25 protein-coding genes are annotated in these 24,701 nt (G+C 37.1%); 3 read left to right on the top strand and 22 right to left on the bottom strand.

Annotation, left to right across the window (positions count from 1 at the left end; all coding sequences use genetic code 11):
• Positions 1-45: 45 nt before the first annotated feature.
• The 20 genes from NCE97_RS15210 to gldB all read right to left on the bottom strand — a co-directional run bounded on the left by NCE97_RS15210 (position 46) and on the right by gldB (position 20,243).
• The gene (locus tag NCE97_RS15210; RefSeq protein WP_353780141.1) at positions 46-2,115 is read right to left on the bottom strand and encodes an alpha-ketoacid dehydrogenase subunit alpha/beta; all 2,070 of its coding nucleotides are present in this window, start codon (positions 2,113-2,115) and stop codon (positions 46-48) included.
• A 345-nt stretch (positions 2,116-2,460) separates the two neighbouring features.
• On the bottom strand, positions 2,461-3,540 hold the full coding sequence (locus NCE97_RS15205; protein ID WP_353780140.1) for a branched-chain amino acid aminotransferase: 1,080 nt from the start codon (positions 3,538-3,540) through the stop codon (positions 2,461-2,463).
• A gap of 32 nt (positions 3,541-3,572) precedes the next feature.
• Positions 3,573-4,883: a dihydrolipoamide acetyltransferase family protein gene (locus tag NCE97_RS15200; RefSeq protein WP_353780139.1), complete on the bottom strand. Its 1,311-nt coding sequence runs from the start codon at positions 4,881-4,883 to the stop codon at positions 3,573-3,575.
• An 85-nt stretch (positions 4,884-4,968) separates the two neighbouring features.
• Positions 4,969-5,583 (bottom strand): acyltransferase, encoded by a 615-nt coding sequence (locus NCE97_RS15195; protein ID WP_353780138.1) that lies wholly within the window; start codon positions 5,581-5,583, stop codon positions 4,969-4,971.
• 194 nt (positions 5,584-5,777) lie between these two features.
• Positions 5,778-6,530, bottom strand: coding sequence for an enoyl-CoA hydratase/isomerase family protein (locus NCE97_RS15190; protein ID WP_353780137.1), 753 nt, complete (start codon positions 6,528-6,530; stop codon positions 5,778-5,780).
• A gap of 86 nt (positions 6,531-6,616) precedes the next feature.
• A complete protein-coding gene (paaZ, locus tag NCE97_RS15185) occupies positions 6,617-9,154 on the bottom strand; it encodes a phenylacetic acid degradation bifunctional protein PaaZ (RefSeq protein ID WP_353780136.1) in 2,538 nt (845 codons plus the stop codon).
• A gap of 9 nt (positions 9,155-9,163) precedes the next feature.
• Positions 9,164-9,763 (bottom strand): short chain dehydrogenase, encoded by a 600-nt coding sequence (locus NCE97_RS15180; protein ID WP_353780135.1) that lies wholly within the window; start codon positions 9,761-9,763, stop codon positions 9,164-9,166.
• 109 nt (positions 9,764-9,872) lie between these two features.
• Entirely contained in the window at positions 9,873-11,081 is a 1,209-nt protein-coding gene (pcaF, locus tag NCE97_RS15175; protein WP_353780134.1) for a 3-oxoadipyl-CoA thiolase, read from the bottom strand.
• A 79-nt stretch (positions 11,082-11,160) separates the two neighbouring features.
• On the bottom strand, positions 11,161-11,568 hold the full coding sequence (locus NCE97_RS15170) for a PaaI family thioesterase (RefSeq protein ID WP_353780133.1): 408 nt from the start codon (positions 11,566-11,568) through the stop codon (positions 11,161-11,163).
• A 219-nt stretch (positions 11,569-11,787) separates the two neighbouring features.
• Entirely contained in the window at positions 11,788-12,957 is a 1,170-nt protein-coding gene (locus NCE97_RS15165; protein ID WP_353780132.1) for a 3-hydroxyacyl-CoA dehydrogenase NAD-binding domain-containing protein, read from the bottom strand.
• A complete protein-coding gene (locus NCE97_RS15160) occupies positions 12,957-13,742 on the bottom strand; it encodes an enoyl-CoA hydratase-related protein (RefSeq protein ID WP_353780131.1) in 786 nt (261 codons plus the stop codon). The genes NCE97_RS15165 and NCE97_RS15160 overlap by 1 nt, the downstream gene beginning before the upstream one ends.
• Before the next feature lie 62 nt (positions 13,743-13,804).
• Positions 13,805-14,305, bottom strand: a complete 501-nt coding sequence (gene paaD / locus NCE97_RS15155; RefSeq protein ID WP_353780184.1) for a 1,2-phenylacetyl-CoA epoxidase subunit PaaD — start codon at positions 14,303-14,305, stop codon at positions 13,805-13,807.
• A gap of 44 nt (positions 14,306-14,349) precedes the next feature.
• Complete coding sequence (gene paaC, locus NCE97_RS15150) at positions 14,350-15,102, bottom strand: 1,2-phenylacetyl-CoA epoxidase subunit PaaC (RefSeq protein WP_353780130.1); 753 nt, start codon at positions 15,100-15,102, stop codon at positions 14,350-14,352.
• A 61-nt stretch (positions 15,103-15,163) separates the two neighbouring features.
• On the bottom strand, positions 15,164-15,448 hold the full coding sequence (paaB, locus tag NCE97_RS15145; RefSeq protein WP_353780129.1) for a 1,2-phenylacetyl-CoA epoxidase subunit PaaB: 285 nt from the start codon (positions 15,446-15,448) through the stop codon (positions 15,164-15,166).
• Position 15,449: 1 nt separating this feature from the next.
• Entirely contained in the window at positions 15,450-16,406 is a 957-nt protein-coding gene (gene paaA / locus NCE97_RS15140) for a 1,2-phenylacetyl-CoA epoxidase subunit PaaA (protein ID WP_353780128.1), read from the bottom strand.
• Between the two features lie 41 nt (positions 16,407-16,447).
• Positions 16,448-17,521, bottom strand: a complete 1,074-nt coding sequence (paaE, locus tag NCE97_RS15135) for a 1,2-phenylacetyl-CoA epoxidase subunit PaaE (protein WP_353780127.1) — start codon at positions 17,519-17,521, stop codon at positions 16,448-16,450.
• Positions 17,522-17,586: 65 nt separating this feature from the next.
• Entirely contained in the window at positions 17,587-18,162 is a 576-nt protein-coding gene (locus tag NCE97_RS15130; RefSeq protein ID WP_353780126.1) for a TetR/AcrR family transcriptional regulator, read from the bottom strand.
• Positions 18,163-18,164: 2 nt separating this feature from the next.
• A complete protein-coding gene (locus tag NCE97_RS15125) occupies positions 18,165-18,782 on the bottom strand; it encodes a DUF4230 domain-containing protein (RefSeq protein WP_353780125.1) in 618 nt (205 codons plus the stop codon).
• A 166-nt stretch (positions 18,783-18,948) separates the two neighbouring features.
• Positions 18,949-19,284, bottom strand: a complete 336-nt coding sequence (gene gldC, locus NCE97_RS15120; RefSeq protein WP_353780124.1) for a gliding motility protein GldC — start codon at positions 19,282-19,284, stop codon at positions 18,949-18,951.
• Entirely contained in the window at positions 19,284-20,243 is a 960-nt protein-coding gene (gene gldB / locus NCE97_RS15115) for a gliding motility lipoprotein GldB (protein ID WP_353780123.1), read from the bottom strand. Before gldB ends, gldC begins: the two co-directional genes overlap by 1 nt.
• A 93-nt stretch (positions 20,244-20,336) precedes the next feature.
• Here gldB and nadE point away from each other — a divergent pair, with 93 nt between their 5' ends.
• Positions 20,337-21,125 (top strand): NAD(+) synthase, encoded by a 789-nt coding sequence (nadE, locus tag NCE97_RS15110; protein ID WP_353780122.1) that lies wholly within the window; start codon positions 20,337-20,339, stop codon positions 21,123-21,125.
• 131 nt (positions 21,126-21,256) lie between these two features.
• Positions 21,257-21,886, top strand: a complete 630-nt coding sequence (locus NCE97_RS15105; RefSeq protein WP_353780121.1) for a response regulator — start codon at positions 21,257-21,259, stop codon at positions 21,884-21,886.
• On the opposite strand, the gene dnaG is transcribed toward NCE97_RS15105, so the two are convergent.
• Positions 21,887-23,854: a DNA primase gene (gene dnaG / locus NCE97_RS15100; protein ID WP_353780120.1), complete on the bottom strand. Its 1,968-nt coding sequence runs from the start codon at positions 23,852-23,854 to the stop codon at positions 21,887-21,889.
• A gap of 192 nt (positions 23,855-24,046) precedes the next feature.
• On the opposite strand from dnaG, the gene NCE97_RS15095 reads away from it, so the two are divergent.
• Positions 24,047-24,427, top strand: coding sequence for a nuclear transport factor 2 family protein (locus NCE97_RS15095; protein ID WP_353780119.1), 381 nt, complete (start codon positions 24,047-24,049; stop codon positions 24,425-24,427).
• Between the two features lie 131 nt (positions 24,428-24,558).
• On the opposite strand, the gene NCE97_RS15090 is transcribed toward NCE97_RS15095, so the two are convergent.
• On the bottom strand, positions 24,559-24,696 hold the full coding sequence (locus NCE97_RS15090; protein WP_353780183.1) for a T9SS type A sorting domain-containing protein: 138 nt from the start codon (positions 24,694-24,696) through the stop codon (positions 24,559-24,561).
• Between the last annotated feature and the right edge of the window lie 5 nt (positions 24,697-24,701).

Raw genomic sequence — 24,701 nt, 5'->3', positions numbered from 1 at the left:
GATACAATTTTTCGTATCTCAAAATCACTCGAAGTAACGAATTACCTAGTAATTCAACAAGGCTTCTAACTTAGCTCTAACCTTTTCCGTAGATGGAATCATCGTTTGCTCTAATGTTGAGTTCAAAGGAATTGCTGGCATATTTTCACTACCAATAGTCATCACTGGTGCATCCAAGTATTGGAAGCATTCTTCCTGAATTTTTCCAGCTAAAGCTAATGCAAAGCTATTATTGGATGGTTCCTCAGTGACTACCAGACATTTTCCTGTTTTCTTTACAGACTTCATAATGGTATCTTCATCTAATGGGTGCAGCGTTCTTAAGTCAATAACTTCAACCTGATCTCTCAATCCTTTGGTCGCGTTCATCGCCCAATGCACTCCCATTCCATAGCTCACGATAGTAGCAGTTTCAACTTCTTCCTGTTTCCAGATTTCTTGAAGTAACCAAGCTTTTCCAAATGGTAACACATAATCTTCTGCAGGTTCAATAGAAGTCGCACCTTTAGTTCCTGGTACTTTACTCCAATATAAACCTTTGTGTTCTAAAATCACTACTGGATTCGGATCATAATAAGCAGCTTTCATTAAACCTTTTAAGTCAGCGCCATTGCTTGGGTAAGCTATTTTGATGCCTCTAATATTCGTCACAACACTTTCTACTGAAGATGAATGGTAAGGACCTCCACTACCATAAGCACCAATTGGTACACGTAGAATCATGCTCACTGGCCATTTGCCATTAGACAAATAGCAACTGCGACTTACTTCAGTAAATAACTGATTTAAACCTGGCCATATATAATCTGCAAACTGTACCTCAACAATTGGTTTGAGACCTACTGCACTCATCCCAACAGTTGATCCAACGATAAACGCTTCTTGTATTGGTGTATTGAATACACGATCATCTCCAAACTTCTGAGCCAAGGTAGCTGCTTCTCTAAATACACCTCCTAAACGTCCTCCTACATCTTGTCCGTACAATAAACACTCTTTGTGTTTTCGCATTAACTCTTCAATGGCGAAAAGTGCACAATCCACCATCACTACTTTCTCAGCACCTTCTGGTGAGCGAACTCCTACTTCCTCTGTGATTGGTGTTGGCACAAAATCGTGCGTAAATAAATCTTCAGGTGTTGGGTCTTCGGCTTCTAAAGCTTGTTTGAAGTCGGACTCAACTTTTTCTCTGGCTGAAGCTTCTATTGCTTCGATATCTTTTTCAGAAAATCCATTATCCAATAACTGTTGTTTCAATACTGGATAGGGATCTCTTGAGCGTGCTTCTTCTAAATCGTCTCGGTACCATTCCATTCGTACACCAGACGTATGATGATTTAGTAATGGTACTTTAGCATGTACTAAAAACGGTCTACGCTCTTTTCTAATGGTTTCAATCACTTCTTGAAGTGCTTCGTAGCTTTCAATAAAGTTTGCACCATCAATAGTTATAGCATCCAGACCATGAAATCCTTGAGCGTATTCAAATGCATTTTGTGCTCTGGTTTCTGCTTCATTTGCAGAAATATCCCAACCGTTATCTTGTACTAAATACAAAATTGGCATTTGCTTTAATGCAGCCATCTGAAAGGCTTCTGCAATTTCACCTTCAGTTACTGAGGCATCTCCAAGGGAACATACTGTGATTGGATTTTGTAGAGATTCTTCGCTTTCGCTCTGAATGACATTTGGGTTATCTAGATTTTGTTTTTCTAGATATTGCATTCCCATAGCAACTCCTGTTGCTGGAATGGCTTGCATTCCTGTTGCTGAGGATTGGTGTGGGATTTTAGGCTTATCATCATCCTTAAGGCTTGGATGCGAGTAGTATGTTCTTCCTCCAGAAAACGGATCATCTTTCTTTGCTAATAGTTGCAACATTAAATCATAAGGTTTCATCCCTACAGCCAATAGCATAGCATCATCCCTGTAATATGGAAAGACATAATCTTGAGGTAACAACTGCAACCCTAATGCAGTTTGAATTGTTTCATGCCCTCTGGATGTAGCATGAACATATTTGGAAACTAGTTTGAAGTTTTCTTCATACAATTCAGCCATGGATTTGGCTGTACACAAATTTGAAAACCCTTGTTTTAATATCTCTTTATTCATAATTGTCATTCCTGCGAAGGCAGGAATCTATTTATATTATTTTATTATTCATTTTTGTCTTGACACAAAAACGAATCAAAAAAGTCAAGTTGAAATAAGGAATTTTTCAGCAAAGCTGAAAACTAAAAATAAAATCTAAATTTCCTCCAAGGCTTCAGAAATTCTTAACGATTTGATTTATATATTCTGAATTTCAACATTTATCAATGCTTCGCATTGACTAGACACTATCTCTTAACGACTAATTGCCTACCTGCGTTAGGGATTGGAGCTTGCTACCATGTAGCGCGAAAAGCCCCACCAAATGTTATCTCGACTGCGCTCGATATGACATTTGGTAACGCCCTAAACTAATTCACTTTCAACTTTTATCATCCAATTAAATCGATCTTCTAACTTCCCTGAACGAATACCATTAATGGTATCGAAAATCATTTGTCCCACAGGGCTTTCATCTGAAACATGTATTGTAGAATCCTTATAGCCTATCTCCTGAATCATAGCGATACCAACTGCTGTCCCTGTCCCAAAGGCTTCTTCTAATGTGCCGCTCTTTTCAGCCTCAATAATTTCTTCTATGGTAATTGGGCGTTGCGTTACATTGTATCCTTCATATTCTAAAATTTCGATGACGCTCTTTCTAGTGATTCCATCTAGAATCGCTCCATCCAAGCTAGGTGTGAAAAACGCTCCATCAATCTTGAAAAAGATATTCATTGTACCTACTTCTTGTATGTAGTTAAACTCGTGTGCGTCTAACCACAACACTTGATCGTATCCTTTGGATTTAGCAATTTCGGTCGGTCTGATTGCTGCTGCATAATTCCCTGCTGCTTTGGCTTCTCCTGTACCTCCTTCGGCTGCTCTTATATATTTCGTTTCTGCATACAATCTGATGCGTTTGGTAAAGAAAGGTCCTGCTGGAGAGCAGATGATGATAAACTTATAGCTTGTTGCTGCACGCATTCCTATAAATGGTTCATCGGCATACATAAATGGTCTCAAATACAATGCACTACCTTCTTGGGGTGGAATCCAGTTTTGCTCCATTGCCACTAATTGTTTCAATCCTTCAACAAATAATTCTTCAGGAAAATCTGGCATTCCCATTCGCCTTGCGCTGACATTCAATCTTGCTGCATTCTTTTCTGGCCTAAACAACATTGGTGTTCTATCTTCATCTATTGAAGCCTTCATCCCTTCGAAAATTGCTTGACCATAATGCAAAGCCATCGCCGCAGGATGCGTTGGGATTAATTCTAATGGTTGAATCCTCGGGTTTTGCCATTCTCCATTTTCATAATCGCAAATAAACATGTGATCGGTGAAGGTTCTTCCTAATGGAATATTATCAAAATCGAGCTCATTGACTCTTGATTGACTTACTTGGTTTATGCTAATATTATGTTCCATATCTTTCTTCATGAGATCCTGAAACAAGTTCAGGATGACAAACTTTATACTGTTCTTTTTGAATCAAATTGCTCTAAATAGTCTGCTACCTTGCGTAAAAAGCTTCCTCCTAAATAACCATCTACAACACGATGATCAAAGGAAAGTGACAGATACATCATGCTTCTAATAGCAATTTCATCGCCTTTTTCTGTTTCAATAACTTCTGCTCGTTTTTTAATTATTCCCAATGCAAGGATTGCTACTTCTGGCTGGTTGATAATAGGTGTTCCCATCAAGCTGCCAAAGGTTCCAACATTTGAAATTGTAAATGTGCTGCCTTTGATGTCATCGCCACTTAACTTATTATCTCTGGCTTTGGAAGCAAGAGCATTAACTTCTGAAGCAAGCTGTTTTAGATCTTTAGTGTCTGCGTTTTTCACCACAGGCACTATCAAATTTCCGCTTGGTAAGGCTGTTGCCATCCCAATATTGATATCTTCTTTTACAATGATGTTTGCGCCATCGACAGATACATTAATCATTGGAAAGTCTTTCACAGCACTTGCTACTGCTTCAACAAACAATGGCGTGAATGTCAATTTTTCACCATACTTTTCTTGAAATGCTTGTTTATTGGCATTTCTCCAATTTACCATTTCGGTTAAATCTGCTTCAACATAGGCAGTTACGTGAGGTGAAGTGTGTTTTGAATACACCATATGATCTGCTATCATCTGGCGCATACGATCCATTTCTACAATCTTACCTGTGCCTTTATCTAAGTTTAGCTGTGGTATACGATATGCTGTTGGATCTTGTACAACAGGTTGCGCAAACTGATATGGCCTTCCTTCATTGATATAATTGAACACATCACTTTTTCGTAATCTGCCTTCTTTTCCTGTAGCAGGTATTCTGGCGAGTTCTTCAAAACTGATATGATGTTCTTTTGCTATTGAAATAATTAATGGTGAGAAGAACGTATTGTCTGAAACTGTAAAACTTGATGCACTAACATTTGCCTGCGGCTGAAGTTTAGGTCTTTTTGAAACACTTTTTTTCTTTTGTGATCTCTCGACTGCGCTCGAGGTGGCAACTGCTTCATTTGTTTCTTTTGAAGTTGAAGTACCTTCTGTAGCTTCTAATATGGCTATCACTTCTCCAACTGGCACTACATCCTTAGCTTGAAACAGAGTCTTTATTAGTGTCCCTGATGATGGTGCTGGCACTTCATTATCTACTTTATCTGTAGCTACTTCCAATAACACATCACCTTCTTCAAAAGATTCGCCTTCATTAATTAACCAATTAATAATTGTACCTTCTGTAATGCTCTCGCCCATTTTGGGCATTTTTAATTCAACTTTCGACATTCTCTTTATTTTTTGTCATTGCAAAAACGAGGGACGCGGTAATCTTTTGGTGAGATTCCTCGACTGCGCTCGGAATGACAAGCTTTTATTTTTTAGATTCCTGCTTTTGCAGGAAATAATCACGCAATGTTGCATACGTGTTTTCTTGAATGGTTCTATCTTTTGGAACCTCTCTCAATGGTTCTACTTCTCTTAAAGTGTCATGACACTCTTTTGGTAATTGCTGATACAACTGTGTACCTTTTGTTTTCCAAGCAATCATATCATCAGTTACTTCCTTGATTACTTTCGCTGGATTGCCAACAACTAAACTCCTTTTCGGGATAATAGTTTCTGCTTTTACAAATGCCATAGCACCTACTATGCTTTCATCTCCAATCTCGGCATCATCCATAATCACAGTATTCATTCCAACTAAAACATTGCGTCCAATATTAGCACCATGGATAATGGCTCCATGACCAATATGTGCGCTTTCTTTTAATGTAATGGACTTCCCAGGAAACATATGTACTGTACAGTTTTCTTGCACATTGACACCATCTTCCAAAATGATTTGTCCCCAGTCTCCTCTTATAGCTGCGCCTGGTCCAATGTAACAGTCTTTACCAATGATAACATTGCCTGTTACTGCAGCTAATGGATGTACAAAACTACTTTCGTGTACTACTGGTATGTATCCGTTAAATGAATAAATCATCTTTTTTCTTTTTTATTGTTCATTTTACCTTGATGCAAAATGAACCAAAACATCAAGTTGAAATAAGGAATTTTTCAGCTCAGCTGAAAACCAAAAATAAAATCTAAATTTCCTCCAAGGCTTCGAAAATTCTTAACGATTTGATTTTTATATTCTGAATTTCAACATTTATTTCAATGCTTCGCATTGATTATCTACTTAAATCGCTTCAACGTTTCTTTCGTGAAATCACTCAATACTAATCGTCCACTAATTTGTGCACGTTCTGCAAGTAACGTATCCCAATCCTCTGTCCCTTTCCAAAACATTTGCTTCATTTCTTTCATGGCGTCTGGATTGTAATTACATAAGTTTTCTGCAAAGGCTTTTACAGCTTCATCTAGTTCTTCTGTGCTTTCAAACACTTGGGTGAATAATCCTTTTTGTTTCGCCCATTCTGCTGGATAAAATGAATTTGCATCAATCGCTATCTGAGACATTCCGCTAAGACCAAGCTTACGTTCCACTGCTGGCCCAACTACAAAAGGCCCTATACCAACATTGAGTTCACTCAGTTTAATCGCAGCAAACTTAGTTGCCATACAGTAATCTGTCGCTGAAGCTAAACCTACGCCTCCTCCTACGGTTTTCCCTTGAATGCGCCCAATGATAAACTTTGGACATTTGCGCATTGCATTAATCACATTTGCAAACCCAGAAAAGAACACACGTCCTGTTTCAGCATCATTGATATTGATTAATTCTTTAAAGCTTGCTCCTGCACAAAAGGTTCTATCTCCTCCACTCTTTAGTACAATAACTTTGATATCATCATTGTTACCTGCATCGGTTATGGTTTGCGCTAATTCAGCTAGTATGTCTCCTGGCAAGGAGTTGTGAGCAGGATGAAAAAATTCAATAGTTCCTACTCCGTTTTCTATAGTTTGTTTTACGTATGGTTGTGTCATCTTTATATTTACTTGTCATTGCGAGGACGAAGGACGTGGCAATCTTTAGTGAGATTCCTCGACTGCGCTCGGAATGACATTTAACTTTATATTAATCCAAATTGTTCAAAATGGTGATTGTAATGTTTACGGTGGAATAAATTCCATTCGTATCTGTTTAGGTGTCCGAAAACGATATTTTTTTGTGTTTCTTCTGGATGTTCTTTAAAATAAGTTTCAAAACGATCATAAGCTTCTAAAAGCTTTTGTTTGGCTTCATCAAGACTTTCATAGCTCAATGTTTTCAATTCTTCTTCTAAACGCTCTGGTGCACCAAAATTTCTAGGCATTTTATTATAGTTATACAGAGTATTGTGAACTTTCTCCAATATCTTTTCTGGTGTACCAATCTCTATATCTTGAATCTCACCTGAAGATATTCTAGTTGAATATTCCAAATGCTCAATCATGTGCTGCGGCGTCATATTGCCCCAAAGTGGTTTGGTATCTTCTGACAACTTATTTAAGTATCCTTCAATACTTTGTCTGTTGATCTCAACAAAGGTTTCCTGCTTTTTTTGAACCATCGTTAAAATAGTCGCAACAGCTACCAAAGGACTATCCTTATCACTTTTTTGACTATCAGGTCTATTTTCAAAATTGGCATCAAATACTTCGACATGCCATTTTACAATTCCGCTTGGATGCTCTGCGCTAGCAACATCTCTATCTACTTTTTCTTTACATGTTAATCGCACATAAATAGTATCGTTATGATACAATGGTCTCAAAAATCTTATACTATCTAAACCATAGTTTGCGGCTACTGGGCCTTTATTTGGATACACAAATAATCCTGCTGCTGCAGAAATAATGAAGTAACCATGTGCAGTTCGCTTCTCAAATATGCTTCCATCTAAAGAGGTGATATCTGTGTGCGCATAGAAATGATCCCAAGTGACATTAGCAAAGTTTATGATGTCAGTATCTGTGATTGTGCGCTTATGTGTTTTGAGAGACATTCCTGGTTCAATATCTTCCCAATGGTATTTGAATGGATGCTGCTCTGCCTCTTTATATTTTGCATTTTGCTGATAAATACCTGTAATTTCGGTAATGGTTGTTGGTGAGCCTTGAATTGCTGTACGCTGTAAATAATGCTTTATTCCTCGCATTCCACCCATTTCTTCACCTCCTCCAGCTCGTCCTGGACCTCCATGCACCAAATATGGTAATGGTGAACCATGACCTGTACTTTCTTTAGCACTTTCTCTATTCAACACTAAAATACGACCATGATGACTCGCAGCATTTACAACATATTCTTTGGCGATCTTATCATCAAACGTCGCGATAGAAGATACTAATGACCCTTTACCCATTTGAGCTAGCTTAACGGCTTCATCTATTGTCTTGTAAGGCATAATTGTACTTACAGGACCAAAGGCTTCACGCTCGTGAACTGCTGTATTTTCAAAAGGATTGTCTGTTCTTAATAAAATTGGACTAATAAAAGCGCCTTTCTTGGCATCAGCTCCAATAGTTTCTATTTTATCTAAGTTACCGTAAACTATCTCTGCTTCTTTAGCAATGTCTTTTACAGAATTACGAACTGCTTCTACTTGCTGTTTACTAATTAAAGACCCCATTCTCACTTCTTTAAGTCTTGGGTCTCCAATGGTAACTTTATCTAATGCTTTCCCTAGTGCAATTTGAACATCTTCTACTAAGTTCTCTGGAACTATAATACGACGAATAGCTGTACATTTTTGTCCAGCTTTCACTGTCATTTCTTTTCGAACTTCTTTTACAAACAAATCAAATTCTGGTGTTCCAGGCACTGCATCTTCTCCAAGGATAGATGCATTTAACGAGTCTGCTTCCATAGTAAATGGTACAGCTTCCTGAATAATTCTAGGGTGTGCTTTCAACAGGCGTCCAGTTGCTGCAGAACCTGTAAATGTAACTACATCCTGAGATTCTACAGTATCTAAAATATTTCTGACGGTGCCATTAATAATTTGCAAAGCGCCTTCTGGCAATATTCCTGATTCGATAATTGCTCGGGCTACTGCTTCAGCTAAATATGATGATGAAGGTGCTGGTAACACTACTGCAGGTACTCCTGCCATCCAGTTTACTGCACACTTTTCTAACATTCCCCAAACTGGAAAATTAAAGGCATTGATATGAACTGCGACACCTTTCTTTGGCACCATGATATGATGTGCCATAAAACGTCCACCACGAGACAAGTCTATTGGATCGCCTTCTACATGGTAGGGTTGATTTGGAAAAAGCTTTCGAAGTGATGCGTTAGCGAATAGGTTTCCAAAACCGCCTTCGATATCAATCCAACTATCAACTTTGGTTGCTCCGGTTCTATAACTTAAGTCGTAGAATTCATTCTTACGCTTTGTAAGGTATAATGCTAATTTTTTTAGCATATTACCTCGTTCTTGAAACGTCATTTTACGGAGTTCTTCTCCTCCTTTTGTCCTTCCATACTGAAGAATTTCTGGAACATCTAACCCTTCTATAGCCACATTGGAAATTACTTCCCCAGTAATGGCGTCATAAATAGGAGCGCCTTCGTCTTTTCCTTCTGTCCATTGCCCTTGAACGTAATGTTGTATTTTTTTCATAATAACTTCTTATGCCATTATTCTTAATATTCTACCATTGATTTTCCCTTCAACACATTTCACATAACCATCTACAATTTTATGCATTGGTACTGGTGTGTTTCCAGGGAAATAATCTTTATATTTTTCGTAAGAGTCTTCAACCAAATCCGAACAAACTGCATTGACTCTAATATTGTCTAATTCTAAAACCACAGCTTTCACAAAACTGTGAACGGCACCGTTAACCATCGCTGCACTTGTCGTCATATCTACTGGGTCATCAGCCAAAATTCCTGTTGATAAGGTTATTGAGCCTCCTTTATTTAAAAACTCCTTACCAATTCTCACAGTATTGACTTGCCCCATTAGCTTACTCTTAATGCCTATGTAAAAGTCATCTTCGGAAAGGTTATCGAACTTATCCCATTTGGCGTCTCCTGCTATACAAACAATGGCATCAATCTTTCCTGTTTTTTCGAACATTGCTTTAATTGAGTTCGAATCTGAAAAATCTACTGTAACATCACCAGAATTTCGTCCTGCGATTAGTACATCATGTTTTTCAGCCAATCTCTGACTTACCTTTTTGCCAATGGTTCCGTTACCTCCTATGATTAGTATTTTCATACACATGCCTGCGAAAGCAGGTATCTTATCAATTATTTACTTTTTTATGGATTCCGCATCAAGTGCGGAATGACAAATAGTTTGTATGAGACTCCTGCTTACACAGGAATTATACTCGCTCTATTATTGCTGCATAGCCTTGTCCAACGCCTACACACATTGTTATTAAGGCGTAGCGCTTTTGCTGTTCATGTAATTCTAAAGCTGCTGAATAGGCAATTCTTGCTCCTGTTACACCTAGTGGATGACCTATTGCTATAGAACCTCCATTTGGGTTCAATCTTGGGTCATCATCTGCTAATCCCCAAGCTCTTGTACAAGCTAAGGCTTGTGCTGCAAAGGCTTCATTAAGCTCTATAATATCCATATCGTCCATCGTGAGTCCTGCCTTTTCTAATGCTTTATTGGAAGCTTGCACAGGTCCTATCCCCATGATTCTAGGCTCTACACCTACTACTGCTGAGCTTACAATTCGCGCCAGAGGTTTCAGGTTATATTGTTTTACTGCATCTTCTGATGCTATAATCGTCGCTGCTGCACCATCATTCAATCCTGATGAATTCCCTGCTGTTACACTTCCGCCTTCTTTCTTGAAAGCTGGTCTTAGTTTAGCCAATACTTCTTTTGAGGTGTTTGGCTTTACAAACTCGTCTTTAGAAAAAATGATTGGATCTTTTTTTCGTTGCGGTATTTCAACTGACACAATCTCCTTGTCTAAGCGACCGTTTTCTTGTGCTTTTGCAGCCTTCATCTGACTCCAATACGCAAAAGCATCTTGGTCTTCTCTTGAAATATTGTATAGTTCAACTAAATTTTCTGCGGTATTTCCCATACCATCCGTGCCATACATCTCATGCATTTTCTTATTCACAAAACGCCATCCAAAACTAGAATCATACATCTTAGAATCGTTTCCAAATGCACTTGATGGCTTGGCAATAACATAAGGTCCACGTGTCATATTCTCCACACCTCCTGATATAAATAGATCACCATCACCTGCTTTTATAGCTCTATTCGCTTGTATAATTGCTGATAGTCCAGAGCTACAAAGTCTGTTTACTGTCTCACCTGGAACTGTAAATGGCAACCCTGCCAATAATAAGGACATTCTTGCGACATTGCGGTTGTCTTCTCCTGCTTGATTAGCGCAACCCATGATAACATCATCATAGGCTTCTTTTGGGATGTCGGTATTACGTTCAACTAGCTCCTTGATCACCAAAGCTCCTAAATCATCTGTTCTCACGGCTGATAATGTCCCTTTGTAATTTCCTATTGGCGTTCTTACGCCGTCAATGATATATGCTTCTTTCATAATAAATGCCCACGAAAGTGGGTATCTTTTTAATTTTTCCTTTTATGGATTCCGCATCAAGTGCGGAATGACAAATGATTTACCCTTCCCAATCTTTTTGTGTTCTATAAACAACACCTTTAAATAGGGCTACTAATTCTTCTCCTCGTTTTACTTCAACAACATTAAATCCTAGCTTATTATTTACTTTTTCAATCACACATTCAGCAACTAAATAATCCCCTTCTTCTAAAGCCTCGATATGATTGATACTTGTTTCTATAGATACTGCGTATTTACCATGTGTATTAGCTGTGAACCCAAAAGCTGTATCTGCCAATGAATAGCTAATACCACCATGTGCATAATTCATGCTATTGAGCATCTCTCTTCGAACTGTCATTGCGACTTTGACTCTACCTACTTCACATTCCAATATCTCAACACCTAACCATTGGCTAAAGGCATCTTGACTTAACATTTTGTATGGAATATCTGCTCCTTTCATAGTTTAATTTTCCTCAATATGAATATCTCTATATTCTTATTCATTTTTGTCTTGACACAAAAACGAATCAAAAAAGTCAAGTTGAAATAAGGAATTTTTCAGTTAAGCTGAAAACCAAAAATAAAATCTAAATTTCCTCCAAGGTTTCGGAAATTCTTAACGATTTGATTTTTATATTCTACATTTCAACGATTTTTCAATGCTTTGCATTGACTGTATTTAAAAGAACTTTGTGTTCTCTCTATTCATTTTTCTTAGCAATGGGCTACAACGGTATCTGTCTTCATGATATTCGTCATATAACTCGTCTAATTTATTCACACACCAATCGATTCCTTTCTCGTCTGCCCAAGCTAATAAACCTTTAGGGTAATTAACCCCTTTGGTCATGGCATTATCAATATCTTCTGCTGAAGCAATGTTCATGAATAAAGCATCTGCTGCTTCGTTGATGAGCATTACCAATACTCTATCGAAAATATATTGAGAAAGAGATGTCTCGACTGCGCTCGACATGACAGACGGTTCTATTTTTTTTCCATTTTCGTCATAGTCGTAATAACCTTTTCCAGATTTTCTACCTAAATAACCAGCTTCTGATAAACGTTTTTGGGTAAATGATGGTCTATATCTTGGATCGTAATAAAACGCTTCAAATACTGTTTCAGTGACAGTATAATTCACATCGTTACCAATGAAATCCATCAACTCAAAAGGTCCCATTCGAAAGCCTCCCACAGTTTTCATAGCATTGTCTATAGTAGCAAAATCAGCTAATCCTTCTTCATAAATCCTAAGTGACTCTCCATAGAAAGGTCTAGCCACACGATTCACAATAAAACCAGGTGTGTCTTTGGCTACTGCTACAACTTTTTTCCAATCTGAAATTGTTGCAACTGACTTATCTAAAACTTCTTGCGACGTTTGCACTGCTGGAATAACCTCAACTAACTTCATTAATGGTGCTGGGTTAAAGAAGTGAATCCCAATGCATCGTTCAGGTTTTTCTAACGATGAAGCAATTGATGCTATAGATAAGCTTGACGTATTTGAGGCAATGATACAATCTTCAGAAACGTAGGTTTCTAGCTCTGAAAATACTTTTTGTTTGATGTCAAGATTCTCAATAATGGCTTCTATGATTAAGTTTGAATCTGATAAATCTTTTAAATTTCCAACATAGCTAATATTGCCTTGTATTCTAGATTTTTCAGCCTCATCTATTCTGCCTTTTTCAATCAATCTCAACAAAATCTTTTCGAGACCTGCTTTGGCTTTATCTAAAGCGGCTTGATTGGTGTCGTATAACTTAACCTTACAACCAGCAGTAGCAGCTACTTGTGCTATTCCGCTTCCCATGGTTCCTGAACCTATAATTCCTACGTTCATTATCGTCCTTTAAAATTTGGTTGACGTTTTTCTACAAATGCACTAACGCCTTCTGTATAGTCTTCAGAGTTTGCACATTCTATTTGATATTTTGATTCTAGAGCCAATTGTGCATCTAGATCATTAGTCATGGATTCGTTAAATGTTTTCTTGATCAACCCTAATGCTTTTGTGGGCATCTTGGATAACTTAGTTGCTAACTTTTGAATGGTGTCATCAAACTCGTCTGCTGAAACATACTTGTAAATCATACCCAAGCGTTCGGCCTCTTCTGCTGAAACCTTATCTCCTAGCATGGCTAAAGCCGATGCTTTTTGAAAACCTATCAATCGTGGTAAAAAGAAGGTTCCGGCGCTATCTGGAATCAATCCTATTTTACTAAATGCTTGTATGAAACTTGCATGTTCATTAGCTACAATAACATCGCAAGCCAAGGCTATATTAGCTCCCGCTCCTGCAGCAACTCCATTGACAGCTGCAATCACAGGTTTTTCAATAGTCCTGATTTGCTTGATGATTGGATTGTAGTGTTCTTCTAAAATCTTTTTGAATCCCGGATTTAATTCTGGTGATGTTACTTCTTTTAAATCCTGACCTGCACAAAACGCTTTTCCGTTTCCTGTTAGAACAATTGCTCTAACGTCTTCATTAGTTTTACAACTTTCAATTGTATCTATTAGTCTTAAAGCCATTTCACGATTAAAACTATTAAATACTTCTGGTCTGTTCAGCGTTATGTACGCTATATTGTTTTCAATCTTTAATTCAATTGAATTGTTGCTCATACCTTTGTTTTTTTTCTGTCTTGATGAGATCCTGAATCAAGTTCAGGATGACAACAAATTATCTATTTCAAACATTTGAAATAATCGAATGGTTCCTGGCAATCTTCGCATTTAAATAATGCTTTGCATGCTGTAGAACCAAACTGACTTACCAATTGGGTTTGTGTTGAACCACAATTGGTACATTTTACTATTCTTTTATTGCCTAATAAGGCTTCTTTATCAGCATCTGGCTCTAGAGGTGGTGCTATTCCATAGTCCTCTAATGCTTTTCTCCCTTTTTCAGTTATCCAATCTGTGGTCCAAGCTGGTGATAACACCAACTGGACTTTTGTGCTATACCCTGCTTTATTCAAAGCTGTTTTAATATCGTCTCCAATAACATCCATTGCAGGGCAACCACTATAAGTAGGTGTTATTTTGACTTGCACTTCTTTTCCCGAAACTTTAGCAGAACGTACTACTCCCATTTCCAATATTGAAAGCACAGGAATTTCGGGATCTGAGACTTTCTCTAATATTGGAATCAATTCTTCATCTATATGTGCCAGTTCTATTACCATTTTCATTCATGGTCACTTCGAGAGCCTCAGTGACCAACAACTATTTACCATTCCATATTTGGATAGGTTCGTTGCATGTACTGTAAATCAGCGAGCAAATACCCTAAATGTTCTGTATGTATTCCTTCTTTGCCTCCTTTTTGGAACCATTTGGATTCTGGAATTTCCAGAGTTGCCTCTTTTAATAATTCTGAAACTTGATTGTTATAAATCTCTTTAAGCTTCATTGTGTCAACACCAATGCCTTCTTCAATCATAGCCTGATCTGCTTCTGTTTGATGAAACAACTCATCTGTATATGCCCACAAGGTATTTAGAGCATCTTGCGCTCTTCTATGACTTTCTTCTGTTCCGTCTCCTAATCGCTTTAACCAGTCTGATGAAAAACGCTCATGATAGCTAACTTCTTTAATAGCTTTCTTTGCTATTGCCGATAGGGTTTCATCGTTACTGTGTTGTAGTTCATTAAGAAATAACAAGTGATAGGCATCAAATAAATACTGCCTAGTTATGGTATATGCAAAATCAGTATTTGGTTGTTCTACCAATAACACATTTACATATTCTCGCTCTCTACGAAGCATAGCAATATCATCTTCTGATCTACCATCATCTGCAACTTGAGCGGCATATTGATAATAGCTCCTGACTTGCCCAAATAAATCTAAAGAGATATTAGTGCAGGCAATGTCTGTTTCCAAACTTGGTCCATGTCCGCATAGCTCTCCTAACCGTTGCCCCAAAACGAGACAATTATCTGCTATACCTAATATGTATTTATATAAATTTTCGTTCATAATATTAAACTCACATTAATGAGATCCTGAAACAAGTTCAGGATGACAAATGAATGGTTCGTTACATATGTTTTACTTCGTCTGGTAAATCATAAAATGTTGGGTGACGGTATATTTTGTCCTGAGCAGGCTCAAACAACTCCCCATTATTTTCTGGATTTGATGCTGTTATATGCTTGGATTCTACTACCCAAATACTGACACCTTCATTTCTTCTCGTATATACATCGCGAGCATTCTCTAAAGCCATTTCAGCATCTGCCGCATGAAGGCTTCCGAAGTGACGATGTTCTAATCCGTTTTTACTTCTTACGAATATTTCCCAAAGAGGCCATTTTTTATTCATTTTAAACCGCTTTATTAAGTTTTCTTTTTTGTTTCTTTTCGGCATGCGCCATTGCTGCATCCCTCACCCAAGTTCCGCGTTCCCAAGCTCCTACTCTAGCATTCATGCGTGATGTATTGCATGGTCCATGACCTTTGACTACTTGCCAAAACTCATCCCAATCGATTTCGCCAAAATCGTAATGCCCAGTTTCTTCATTCCACTTTAAATCTGGATCTGGAACTGTAATTCCTAAGATGTCTGCCTGAGGTACTGTTTGGTCTATAAACTGTTGACGTAATTCGTCGTTGGTTTTACGTTTTAGCTTCCATTTCATGGATTGCGCAGTATGTACAGACACATCGTCTGTTGGACCAAGCATCATTAATGATGGCCACCACCAACGGTTTAACGCGTCTTGAGCCATTTCTTTTTGCTCTGGTGTTCCGTTGCACAATTTGAGCATGATCTCATATCCTTGTCTTTGATGGAAACTCTCTTCTTTACATACTCTGACCATAGCTCTGGCATAAGGCCCGAAAGAGGTATTACATAATGGCACTTGATTGATAATAGCAGCGCCATCTACTAACCAACCAATAGCTCCTATATCTGCCCAAGTTAATGTTGGGTAATTGAAAATACTTGAATATTTTGCTTTGCCTGAATGCAATTGATCGTACAACTCGTCTCTAGAAATTCCTAAAGTTTCGCAAGCACTATACAAGTAAAGTCCGTGACCTGCTTCGTCCTGAACTTTTGCCAATAGTGCAACTTTACGACGCAGAGATGGTGCTCTGGTGATCCAGTTTCCTTCCGGTAACATTCCTACGATTTCTGAATGTGCATGCTGCGAAATTTGCCTAATATGCGTTTTGCGATATTTCTCAGGCATCCAGTCTTTTGGCTCAATTTTCTCATCACGTTCTATACGTGCTTCGAATTCTACTTCCAGGTGTTTTATTTGTTCTTCACTCATAATTATAAGCTATTTGCTCACAGCTCTAAGCTATAGGCATTTTATACATCAAAGTCTACAACTACTTTTTCTGAAGTTGGTACTGCTTGGCAACTCAACACGAAGTCTTGAGCAACCTCATCTTCTTCTAAAGCATAATTTATTTTCATCTCTACACTCCCTTCAAGAACTTTACACTTGCAGGTACTGCATACGCCTCCTTTACATGCGAATGGCAAATCTGCTCCTGCTGCTAGAGCTCCATCTAGAATATTATCGAAATCTTCATCCATGGTGAAATGGAATTCTTTTCCTCCATCAACAATAGTAACTTCAGTTCCTTCTGCTCTTTGTTCTAGTACTTCTGCTATATGTAATTTTGAAGCTTCAGAATCTCCAGAGAAGAATAATTCATAGTGTATTCTACTTCTGTCTAATCCTGCTGCTTCAAGTTCATCTCTAATGAGGAAAATCATCTCTTGAGGCCCACATATAAAGCAATGTGCTGTATCTGGAATATCAATAAATGTTTTGGTAAGAATTTGAAGCTTTTCCTTATCGAATCGTCCATTGAGGAACGCAATATCTCTTTGTTCTTTGGTTAAAAAATAGAATACATGAAACCTCTCAAAATATATATTTTTTAACTGCTCAATTTCTTCTTTAAAGATAATGGATTTGGTAGTACGATTCAAGTAAAACAACTTAAATGTAGCGTCTGGCTCAGACTCTAAATGCGTTTTTATAATGGAGAGCATTGGAGTGATACCACTACCTGCAGCAAATGCTATATAATTCTTGGGAGTCGATGGATCTACTTCTACAAAGAAATTACCAGTTGGTTCCATCAATTCGATTGAATCTCCTGTTTTCAGTTTATTATTCGCATAGGTTGAAAATACACCACCAGGGATCTGCTTAATTGCCACTTTCCATTCATTGTCTAATGGACTTGTACATAAAGAATAAGATCTACGGACATCTTCACCATCAATAATCTTTCGTAAGGTAAGGTGTTGCCCTTGCGTAAACTTGAAATTATCTTGAAGATGCTCTGGAATATCAAAGTCTACAACAACTGTATCCTTTGTCTCCTTATAAATGTCTTTAATTTTTACTTCGTGAAAGTCTGCCATTCTTAAAAATTAAATCAAACTAACACTTGTTAGTTTGATTGACAAATTTACGAAATTATTGTCAATTATTTATTAACGCCATTAATTAGCACTTTACTAAGGCTTTGGGCAAGTTCTTCTGGCACCAAATCTTCTTTCTTTGGAATCCATAAATACAGCGAACGTAAGGTAGATAGGATGGAAAATAGCATGGTATCTGGATTTTCATCAATGATTTCTCCAGACTTAATACCATTCTTTATAATTTCTCTAAAATTGTCTTCATAATTATGACGTAGCTGCAAATAATAGTCTAATTGTTCTTCGAGATGCATCCAATCATTATTTAGTGATGCCATGCCATAGGTATTGTTCGAGGTAATCTCTACATGAAGCGCAATAACTTGCTTTAATTTTTCAATGGTTTTATGGTTAGAAGAGCGAATGTTTGCCATACCTTCTGTAAACTCTTCAGCAATAGAGATGATAATCTCTTTTAGTATGTCTTGTTTAGAGCTTATATGATTGTATAGGCTTGCGGCCTTTATTCCCATTTCTGATGCTAAATCGCGCATAGTCACAGCACTATATCCTTTTTCTTTGAAAAGTTTAGCTGCAGTTCTAATAATTTCTTGCTTGCGTGTTTCTGGTTGAGAATTCAAGGCTATAATTTAAGTTTAAATACATCTAGTTTATCCAAACCGTCAATTGGTTGCTCATTGTATTGCAATGTCCAACCCATAGAGCTGGTAAGAATATAGAATTTTGAAAGTTCACTGATGAGTCTATTCTTAGCATTAGACTTTAGTGTAGAGTTTTCAACTTTTTCGAGTAAGGTTGTTTTAACGGTTTCCTTTATTTGATTATAATCTTCAGCTTCAAACGGGTTCAAAAAATCTGATTGCAAATCGTAATATTCCAAATCTGGGCTTATGGAAATTTCTTCTTTCGGGATTGTTTTCAGCCGTAAAATCTTATTGGCCTCATCTATTTCATATTCAAGCTTGCTAAGATCGTATGCTATTGACACATCAGCATTAACTACAACGAGTGCTTTTTTATCTGCTGAATAAAAATCGCCTAAAATTTCTTTGGAGTTTTCATAATTAAAAACCTCGCTAAAATGACCTTCGGTAACAACGAGTTTTCCAACATTTTTGATTTGTTCTTGGATAAGTGCCGAATGCTCTTTGAAGATTGTGGTCTCTTCCTTATCCGAGCAGTGCCTGAATACCAGAAGTACAATAAGGGTTAGTATAACACCAAGTAAAACCTTTCGCATATGCTAATTTAAAGAAAAAACATTAGTCTCTTTCTTCCACGAAAGTCTGACTAATGTTTCTCTTTCCCAATATTGATTAATAGCACTGTAAAATTACTATTAAACAAACTGTATGATGTTACCTAAATATGAACTTAGCATTAAAAAAAAATGCTTGAGAGTCATATTACTTTTTTAGTTCTAACTTTTCTGCGAAATAATCACAAAAATCTTGCATAGTGGCAGACATTTTTTCGTCTTGAGTTGCTCTATGAAATGTTTTGCTCATAGCCACAAGGGTTTGATGAAAAAATATCTTCATCTCATCTACTGGCATATCTTTGGTCCATAAATCTATTCTGAGCATTTCCTTTGCCTTACTATCCCAAACTGAAAGCATCATGGCTTTAGCTTCTTGGTCTTTAATTCCACCATCTTCAGCAGTCCAGCTAAGGTATTCTGGCACTCTATTTTCATCCAATTCTACATTGAGCTCTATCTTCGATGTTAGTGTTTTTGACATTATCTACGTGGTTTATATTTGGTGTTATCAAAAATTTCTTTGGCTTCTTTTTGCATCATATCCATTAGTTCAACATCATTGTCTTCCATATATTTCCTAACAATTTGCCAACCTATATACTGTCCCAATCGCCCTGGAGATTCGTTATCTATTTCAAGATAAAACTTGGAAAATGGTGCTGGATTGATAAACCTGCTTGGAAGTTTGCTATCTGTGCTAAACAACAACTCGCGCTCAACAAAATAACTCCAGACTTCGTTTTCATTAGCTTCCGACCAGGCAAGCTGCTCTTCAGTATATCCAATCTTTTCTGCATCACTTTTAAACGGCACTACAGCATCCTTGAAATAGTGTAGTTTTCCGAAGTATATCATTTCATCGAGCAAAGTTCGCTTCGTCGCTTGGTAAGCATAACGTTTAGCATATTCTTCTGCAAGGTCTACTACTATTCGTTCTCTATTAAAATTTTGCGATAAAAACCCTGCTATATTACCGTAGAATTTATGATCCTTGCCTAGATAATTATCTAATGCTATTAAAACAATGGTATCTGTAACAAAAACCTTTTCTCTATACCTTACATCATTGGTTAAAGTGACCACTCTAGGTTCTTTAAAGAATCTATCATAGTATTTTAGATGCTGAAACAATTGTTCTATATCTTGTTCTACATCTTTGAATTCGGCAAATGTCTTTAAAACCTCATATCTCAATTCTTTCTGTAGTGAATCATTCATCTGTTCTATCCAGATAGAATCATTGAATCGTTCTGGGAAAAAGAATGGGAACGCTTCTTTTAGTTTTGGCAAGTCTTCTGGTTTTGCATCGTCAAAGGCTTTTTCGAAGCGCTCCACAAAAAAGTCTACATCTATCTTAGCAATATCACCTTGAAGTTTAGACTCTTTCTTGCAAGCGACCACAGAAAAAAGTATGCATAAAATCAATAATAACTTCTTCATTAAAACTTGATGTTTCTTTAATTTTTATTCCTTGAAGGTTTCCGTTATTTTTGTCTGCAAAGGTACACTTCTTACTCTTAAAAACGTATTAAAATGCAAACTGAAAAAGTAATCGATCATATTGTTAGCTGGCTCAAGGACTATGCTACAAACGCTAGAGTTAATGGTTTTGTTGTTGGTGTTTCTGGAGGGATAGATTCTGCTGTCACCTCTTCACTATGTGCAGAAACTGGATTAAAAGTATTGTGCATAGAAATGCCAATACACCAAGCTGCTAGTCATGTTACCAGAGCTCAAGAGCATATTTCTCAACTCAAACAACGCTATCCCAATGTTGATGATACGAGAGTTGATCTCACGCCTGTTTTTGAAGAGTTTAGAACTGAAGTATCATTGGATGGCAAACAAGAAGTAGTTGATATGGCATTGGCGAATACTAGAGCTAGACTAAGAATGACTACTTTGTATTATCATGCTGGTTTATTAGGTCTTTTGGTCGCTGGCACTGGTAATAAGGTTGAAGATTTTGGAGTTGGGTTTTATACCAAATATGGAGATGGTGGTGTTGATCTTAGTCCAATTGCAGATTTGCTGAAATCTGAAGTCTATGCCATAGGCGAAGCCTTAAAAGTACCTGAGTCGATCATGAAAGCTACGCCTAGTGATGGACTATTTGGTGATGCCAGAAGTGACGAAGATCAGATTGGCGCTTCATACCCAGAATTGGAATGGGCTATGCAAATGCAAGATGAAGGTAAAACCGAAAATGATTTTGATGGAAGGCAGCGAGAAGTCTTCAAAATATACATGGATTATAATAGGAGAAATCAGCATAAAATGATACCAATTCCTATCTGTCAGATTCCTAAGGATTTGAAATAATCTTTGAGATTTTGCCATGAAATTTGACACCATGTTGAATTTTTCCTTAATTTTGCAACGAATCTCCACACTTTTTAACTTAATCTTTCATTAAGTAATACACTCTTGTGTTAGGCTAAATTTATATCATTATGATTAACGTTTTAGTTGTAGATTCTCATCCTATTGTGCGAACAGGTTTAAAATGTTTACTGGATACCGTTGATGGTATCAGTGTAGTAGGCAGCCTTACTACCGGTATTGAAATTTTCGAATTTGTAAGACGCAATAAAGTAGACATTATTGTTTCCGAAATTGACCTCCCTGAGCTGAATGGCATTACTGCTTTACGAGCTATAAAAAAGGAGTATAGAGACATCAATGTCATTATTCTAAGCCACCAACCAGAAGAAATCTACGCAATTAGCACACTCAAAGCAGGCGCTTCTGCATATTTATCTAAAAAAGTTAGCACTGATACCATCATTGAAGCTGTTAAAAAAGTAAGTCAAGGAGAGGTTTACTTGAGTGAGGCTATCAGTAAAACTATGAGGTATAATGATACCAAAATGACCAAGAGCAGGTTATTTAAACGCTTATCTACTCGTGAAGTTGAAGTATTGAAGCTTTTATCGTCTGGAAAGAAAAACAAAGAAATCGCTCAGGAATTAGAGATTAACGAAAAAACTGTGAGCACATACAAAGCTAGACTTTACAAAAAGCTTAATGTAACTAATCTTGTAGATCTCATTCACCAAGCTCAGCACCACGAGTTAACTTAATTAGCTACCTATAACTTTTCCTAATTTTCTAGATAGTAGCATCTTTAGTCCAAGATAATCCTTTACGTCTTCTAGGATAGCTTTATTGTCTGCATTTCCATTTTGGCTTTCGGACTGATATTCTTCTACCTTTTTATCAATTAAAAAGCAACGTAGGCTCAAAATTGTTTGGTTGACTAATTGCGCTATAGTATGCTTCTTTTCTTTGGTAATGATATTTTTAGTATCCCATTTATGCAAGCTATATTTTTCGTCGTCCATAAGTATAGAAGTCACTTCATTAGCAAGGCTTTGGTCCAAACTGTTCATGAAGGTTCTAGTCGAAAAATCTTCATCTCTGTGAAGTGTGTCGATCAAAGTGTAATAAAGGTTTTTGAACATTTCATTAGTAAACTGCATTTCGTCTTCCTGAAGATCGAGATATACTTTTTCAAAAACTTTAGCTCTATGCGAAACAGGCTCTAGCTCCAAATCACCAGTAGCTTCATTTTCTTTAAGCACCAAGTCTTCGAACTCTTCTGTAGTGTTTCCATATAACAGCAGAATCTCAATTATTTTTCGCTCCAGTTCATACTGAACATCAACCTTTGGACGTGGTTGTTCCTTTTGTCGAATGACATCAAAGGCTTTTTGTTCTTTTTTGAAATTCTTATTGGCTTCCTGAAAGGTTTTCTTATCGATTTGCGCCAATGTACTAAAGAGCACATCCTCGCTGATATCCATAATTTTTGAACACTCCTGAATGTAGATTTCCTTCTTTATCTGATCCGGAATCTTAGCAATGCTATTTACAATCTCTCTTATAGTTTCAGCTTTCTTAATAGGATCATTATTAGCTTCCTTTACCAATAACGATGCTTTGAACTGAATGAAATCTTTAGCGTTAGATTCTAGATATAGCGTTAGCTCTTCAAGTGTGTTATTTTTCGCGAAACTATCAGGATCTTCTCCTTCTGGAAAGGTACAGACCTTTACGTTCATGCCTTGCTCCAGAATTAAATCAATACCACGAATGGAAGCTCTAATACCTGCTGCATCGCCATCAAAAAGTACAGTAATGTTTTTGGTCAATCGATTCACCAATCGAATCTGTTCAGGAGTTAATGCTGTACCCGATGAGGCTACAACATTCTTCAAACCTCTTTGATAAAGCTGTATAACATCTGTATAGCCTTCAACCAAATAACAATTATCTTCTTTAGCTATGCTCTGCTTGGCAAAATAAATTCCATATAAGATTTTGCTCTTATGGTAAATATCACTTTCTGGAGAATTAAGATATTTTGCCGCTTTTTTATCGTTGCCTAGAATTCGTCCTCCAAATCCAAGCACTCGTCCACTCATACTGTGAATAGGAAACATCACACGACCTTTGAAACGATCAAACTTTCTGTCTTCTTTTACAATAGTCAGCCCTGTTTTTTCTAAAAACTCTAGTTGATAACCTTTCTCTAAAGCTTCATCTGTAAAGGCTTGCCATTCATCTAAAGAATATCCTAGATTGAACTTTTTAATGGTTTCATTCGTAAAACCGCGTTCCTTAAAATAACTCAATCCAATAGCTTGACCTTTTTCAGTTTTATGAAGTATCTTTTGAAAATACTCATTCGCAAACGTATTGACCAAATACAAACTCTCTCTAGCGTTAGCCTGCTCCTTCTGCTCGTCGGTTTGCTCAGTTTCTTCGATTTCAATATTGTATTTTTTAGCTAGATACTTTATCGCTTCAGGATATGTGAAGTGCTCATGCTCCATAAGGAAGGTCACTGCATTCCCTCCTTTTCCACTGGAAAAATCTTTCCAAATTTGCTTTACAGGGGATACCATAAAGCTTGGCGTACGCTCATCGCTAAATGGGCTTAGACCTTTAAAGTTGGAGCCTGCTTTTTTGAGCTGAACAAAATCACCAATAACCTCCTCTACTCGAGCAGTTTCAAAGACTTTGGCTATGGTGGATTGTGAAATCAAACTGTGTTATTTTGACAAGACTGTAAATTTACTATAATCTTATTGTTTTTGAAATTTTAAGCTAAGCAATGATTCATGAAAAAAATGTTCATTAAAATTAGTAACTTATAATCATCCCAATTGATGTAAATGAAGCTCAATTATTTCTTTATTATTTTCATATTAACTTGTAGCTGTAATACTCAAGACAAGATGCAAACAGTTCAAAAGCAAATTATCGAAGATTATATTCATGCGTACAACACTTTAGATGTTGATGGCATGATCAAAAATTTAGCTGAACATGTCGTCTTCGAAAATGTTTCTAACGGAACTGTCGACTTAAGAACTGAAGGCAAAGCTAATTTTAAAGCCCAAGCTGAATCTGCGAAACAGTATTTTACTAAGCGACAACAAACTATTACATCTTGGGAATTCAAGAACCAAAACGTAATCATTAATATAGACTACAACGCCATCTTAGCAATAGACTTGCCAAATGGCCTAAAAGCTGGAGACACCCTAGAGTTGAAAGGAACTTCTGAGTTTGAATTCGAGGATGATAAAATTGTCAAGATTGTAGACAAGAGTTAATCAAAAAACTAAACCTCCTTATCTTTACAATAAGGAGGCTGACATTGCTGAAGTTACCCCTTTAACTAACAACAGCTATGTACGTTAATTGTTAGCATTACAGCCTAAGAGATAATCTTTGCTTTAATCAATTATTGTTTTACCAATCTTGATGTTTGGGTTGATGCATTCTGTCCATACATCTTTAATAGGTATACAGCCGATTCCAGTTCTGCTATGGAAATCTCTTCGAACTTATTTGTCACGGTCTTTACCAATTGCCCATTCAAGCTGT

Source organism: Winogradskyella sp. 3972H.M.0a.05, assembly GCF_040493455.1.
GTDB lineage: Bacteria > Bacteroidota > Bacteroidia > Flavobacteriales > Flavobacteriaceae > Microcosmobacter.
The sequence above is the reverse complement of the archived record's forward strand: the minus strand, read 5'-3'. Positions and strand labels throughout refer to the sequence as shown.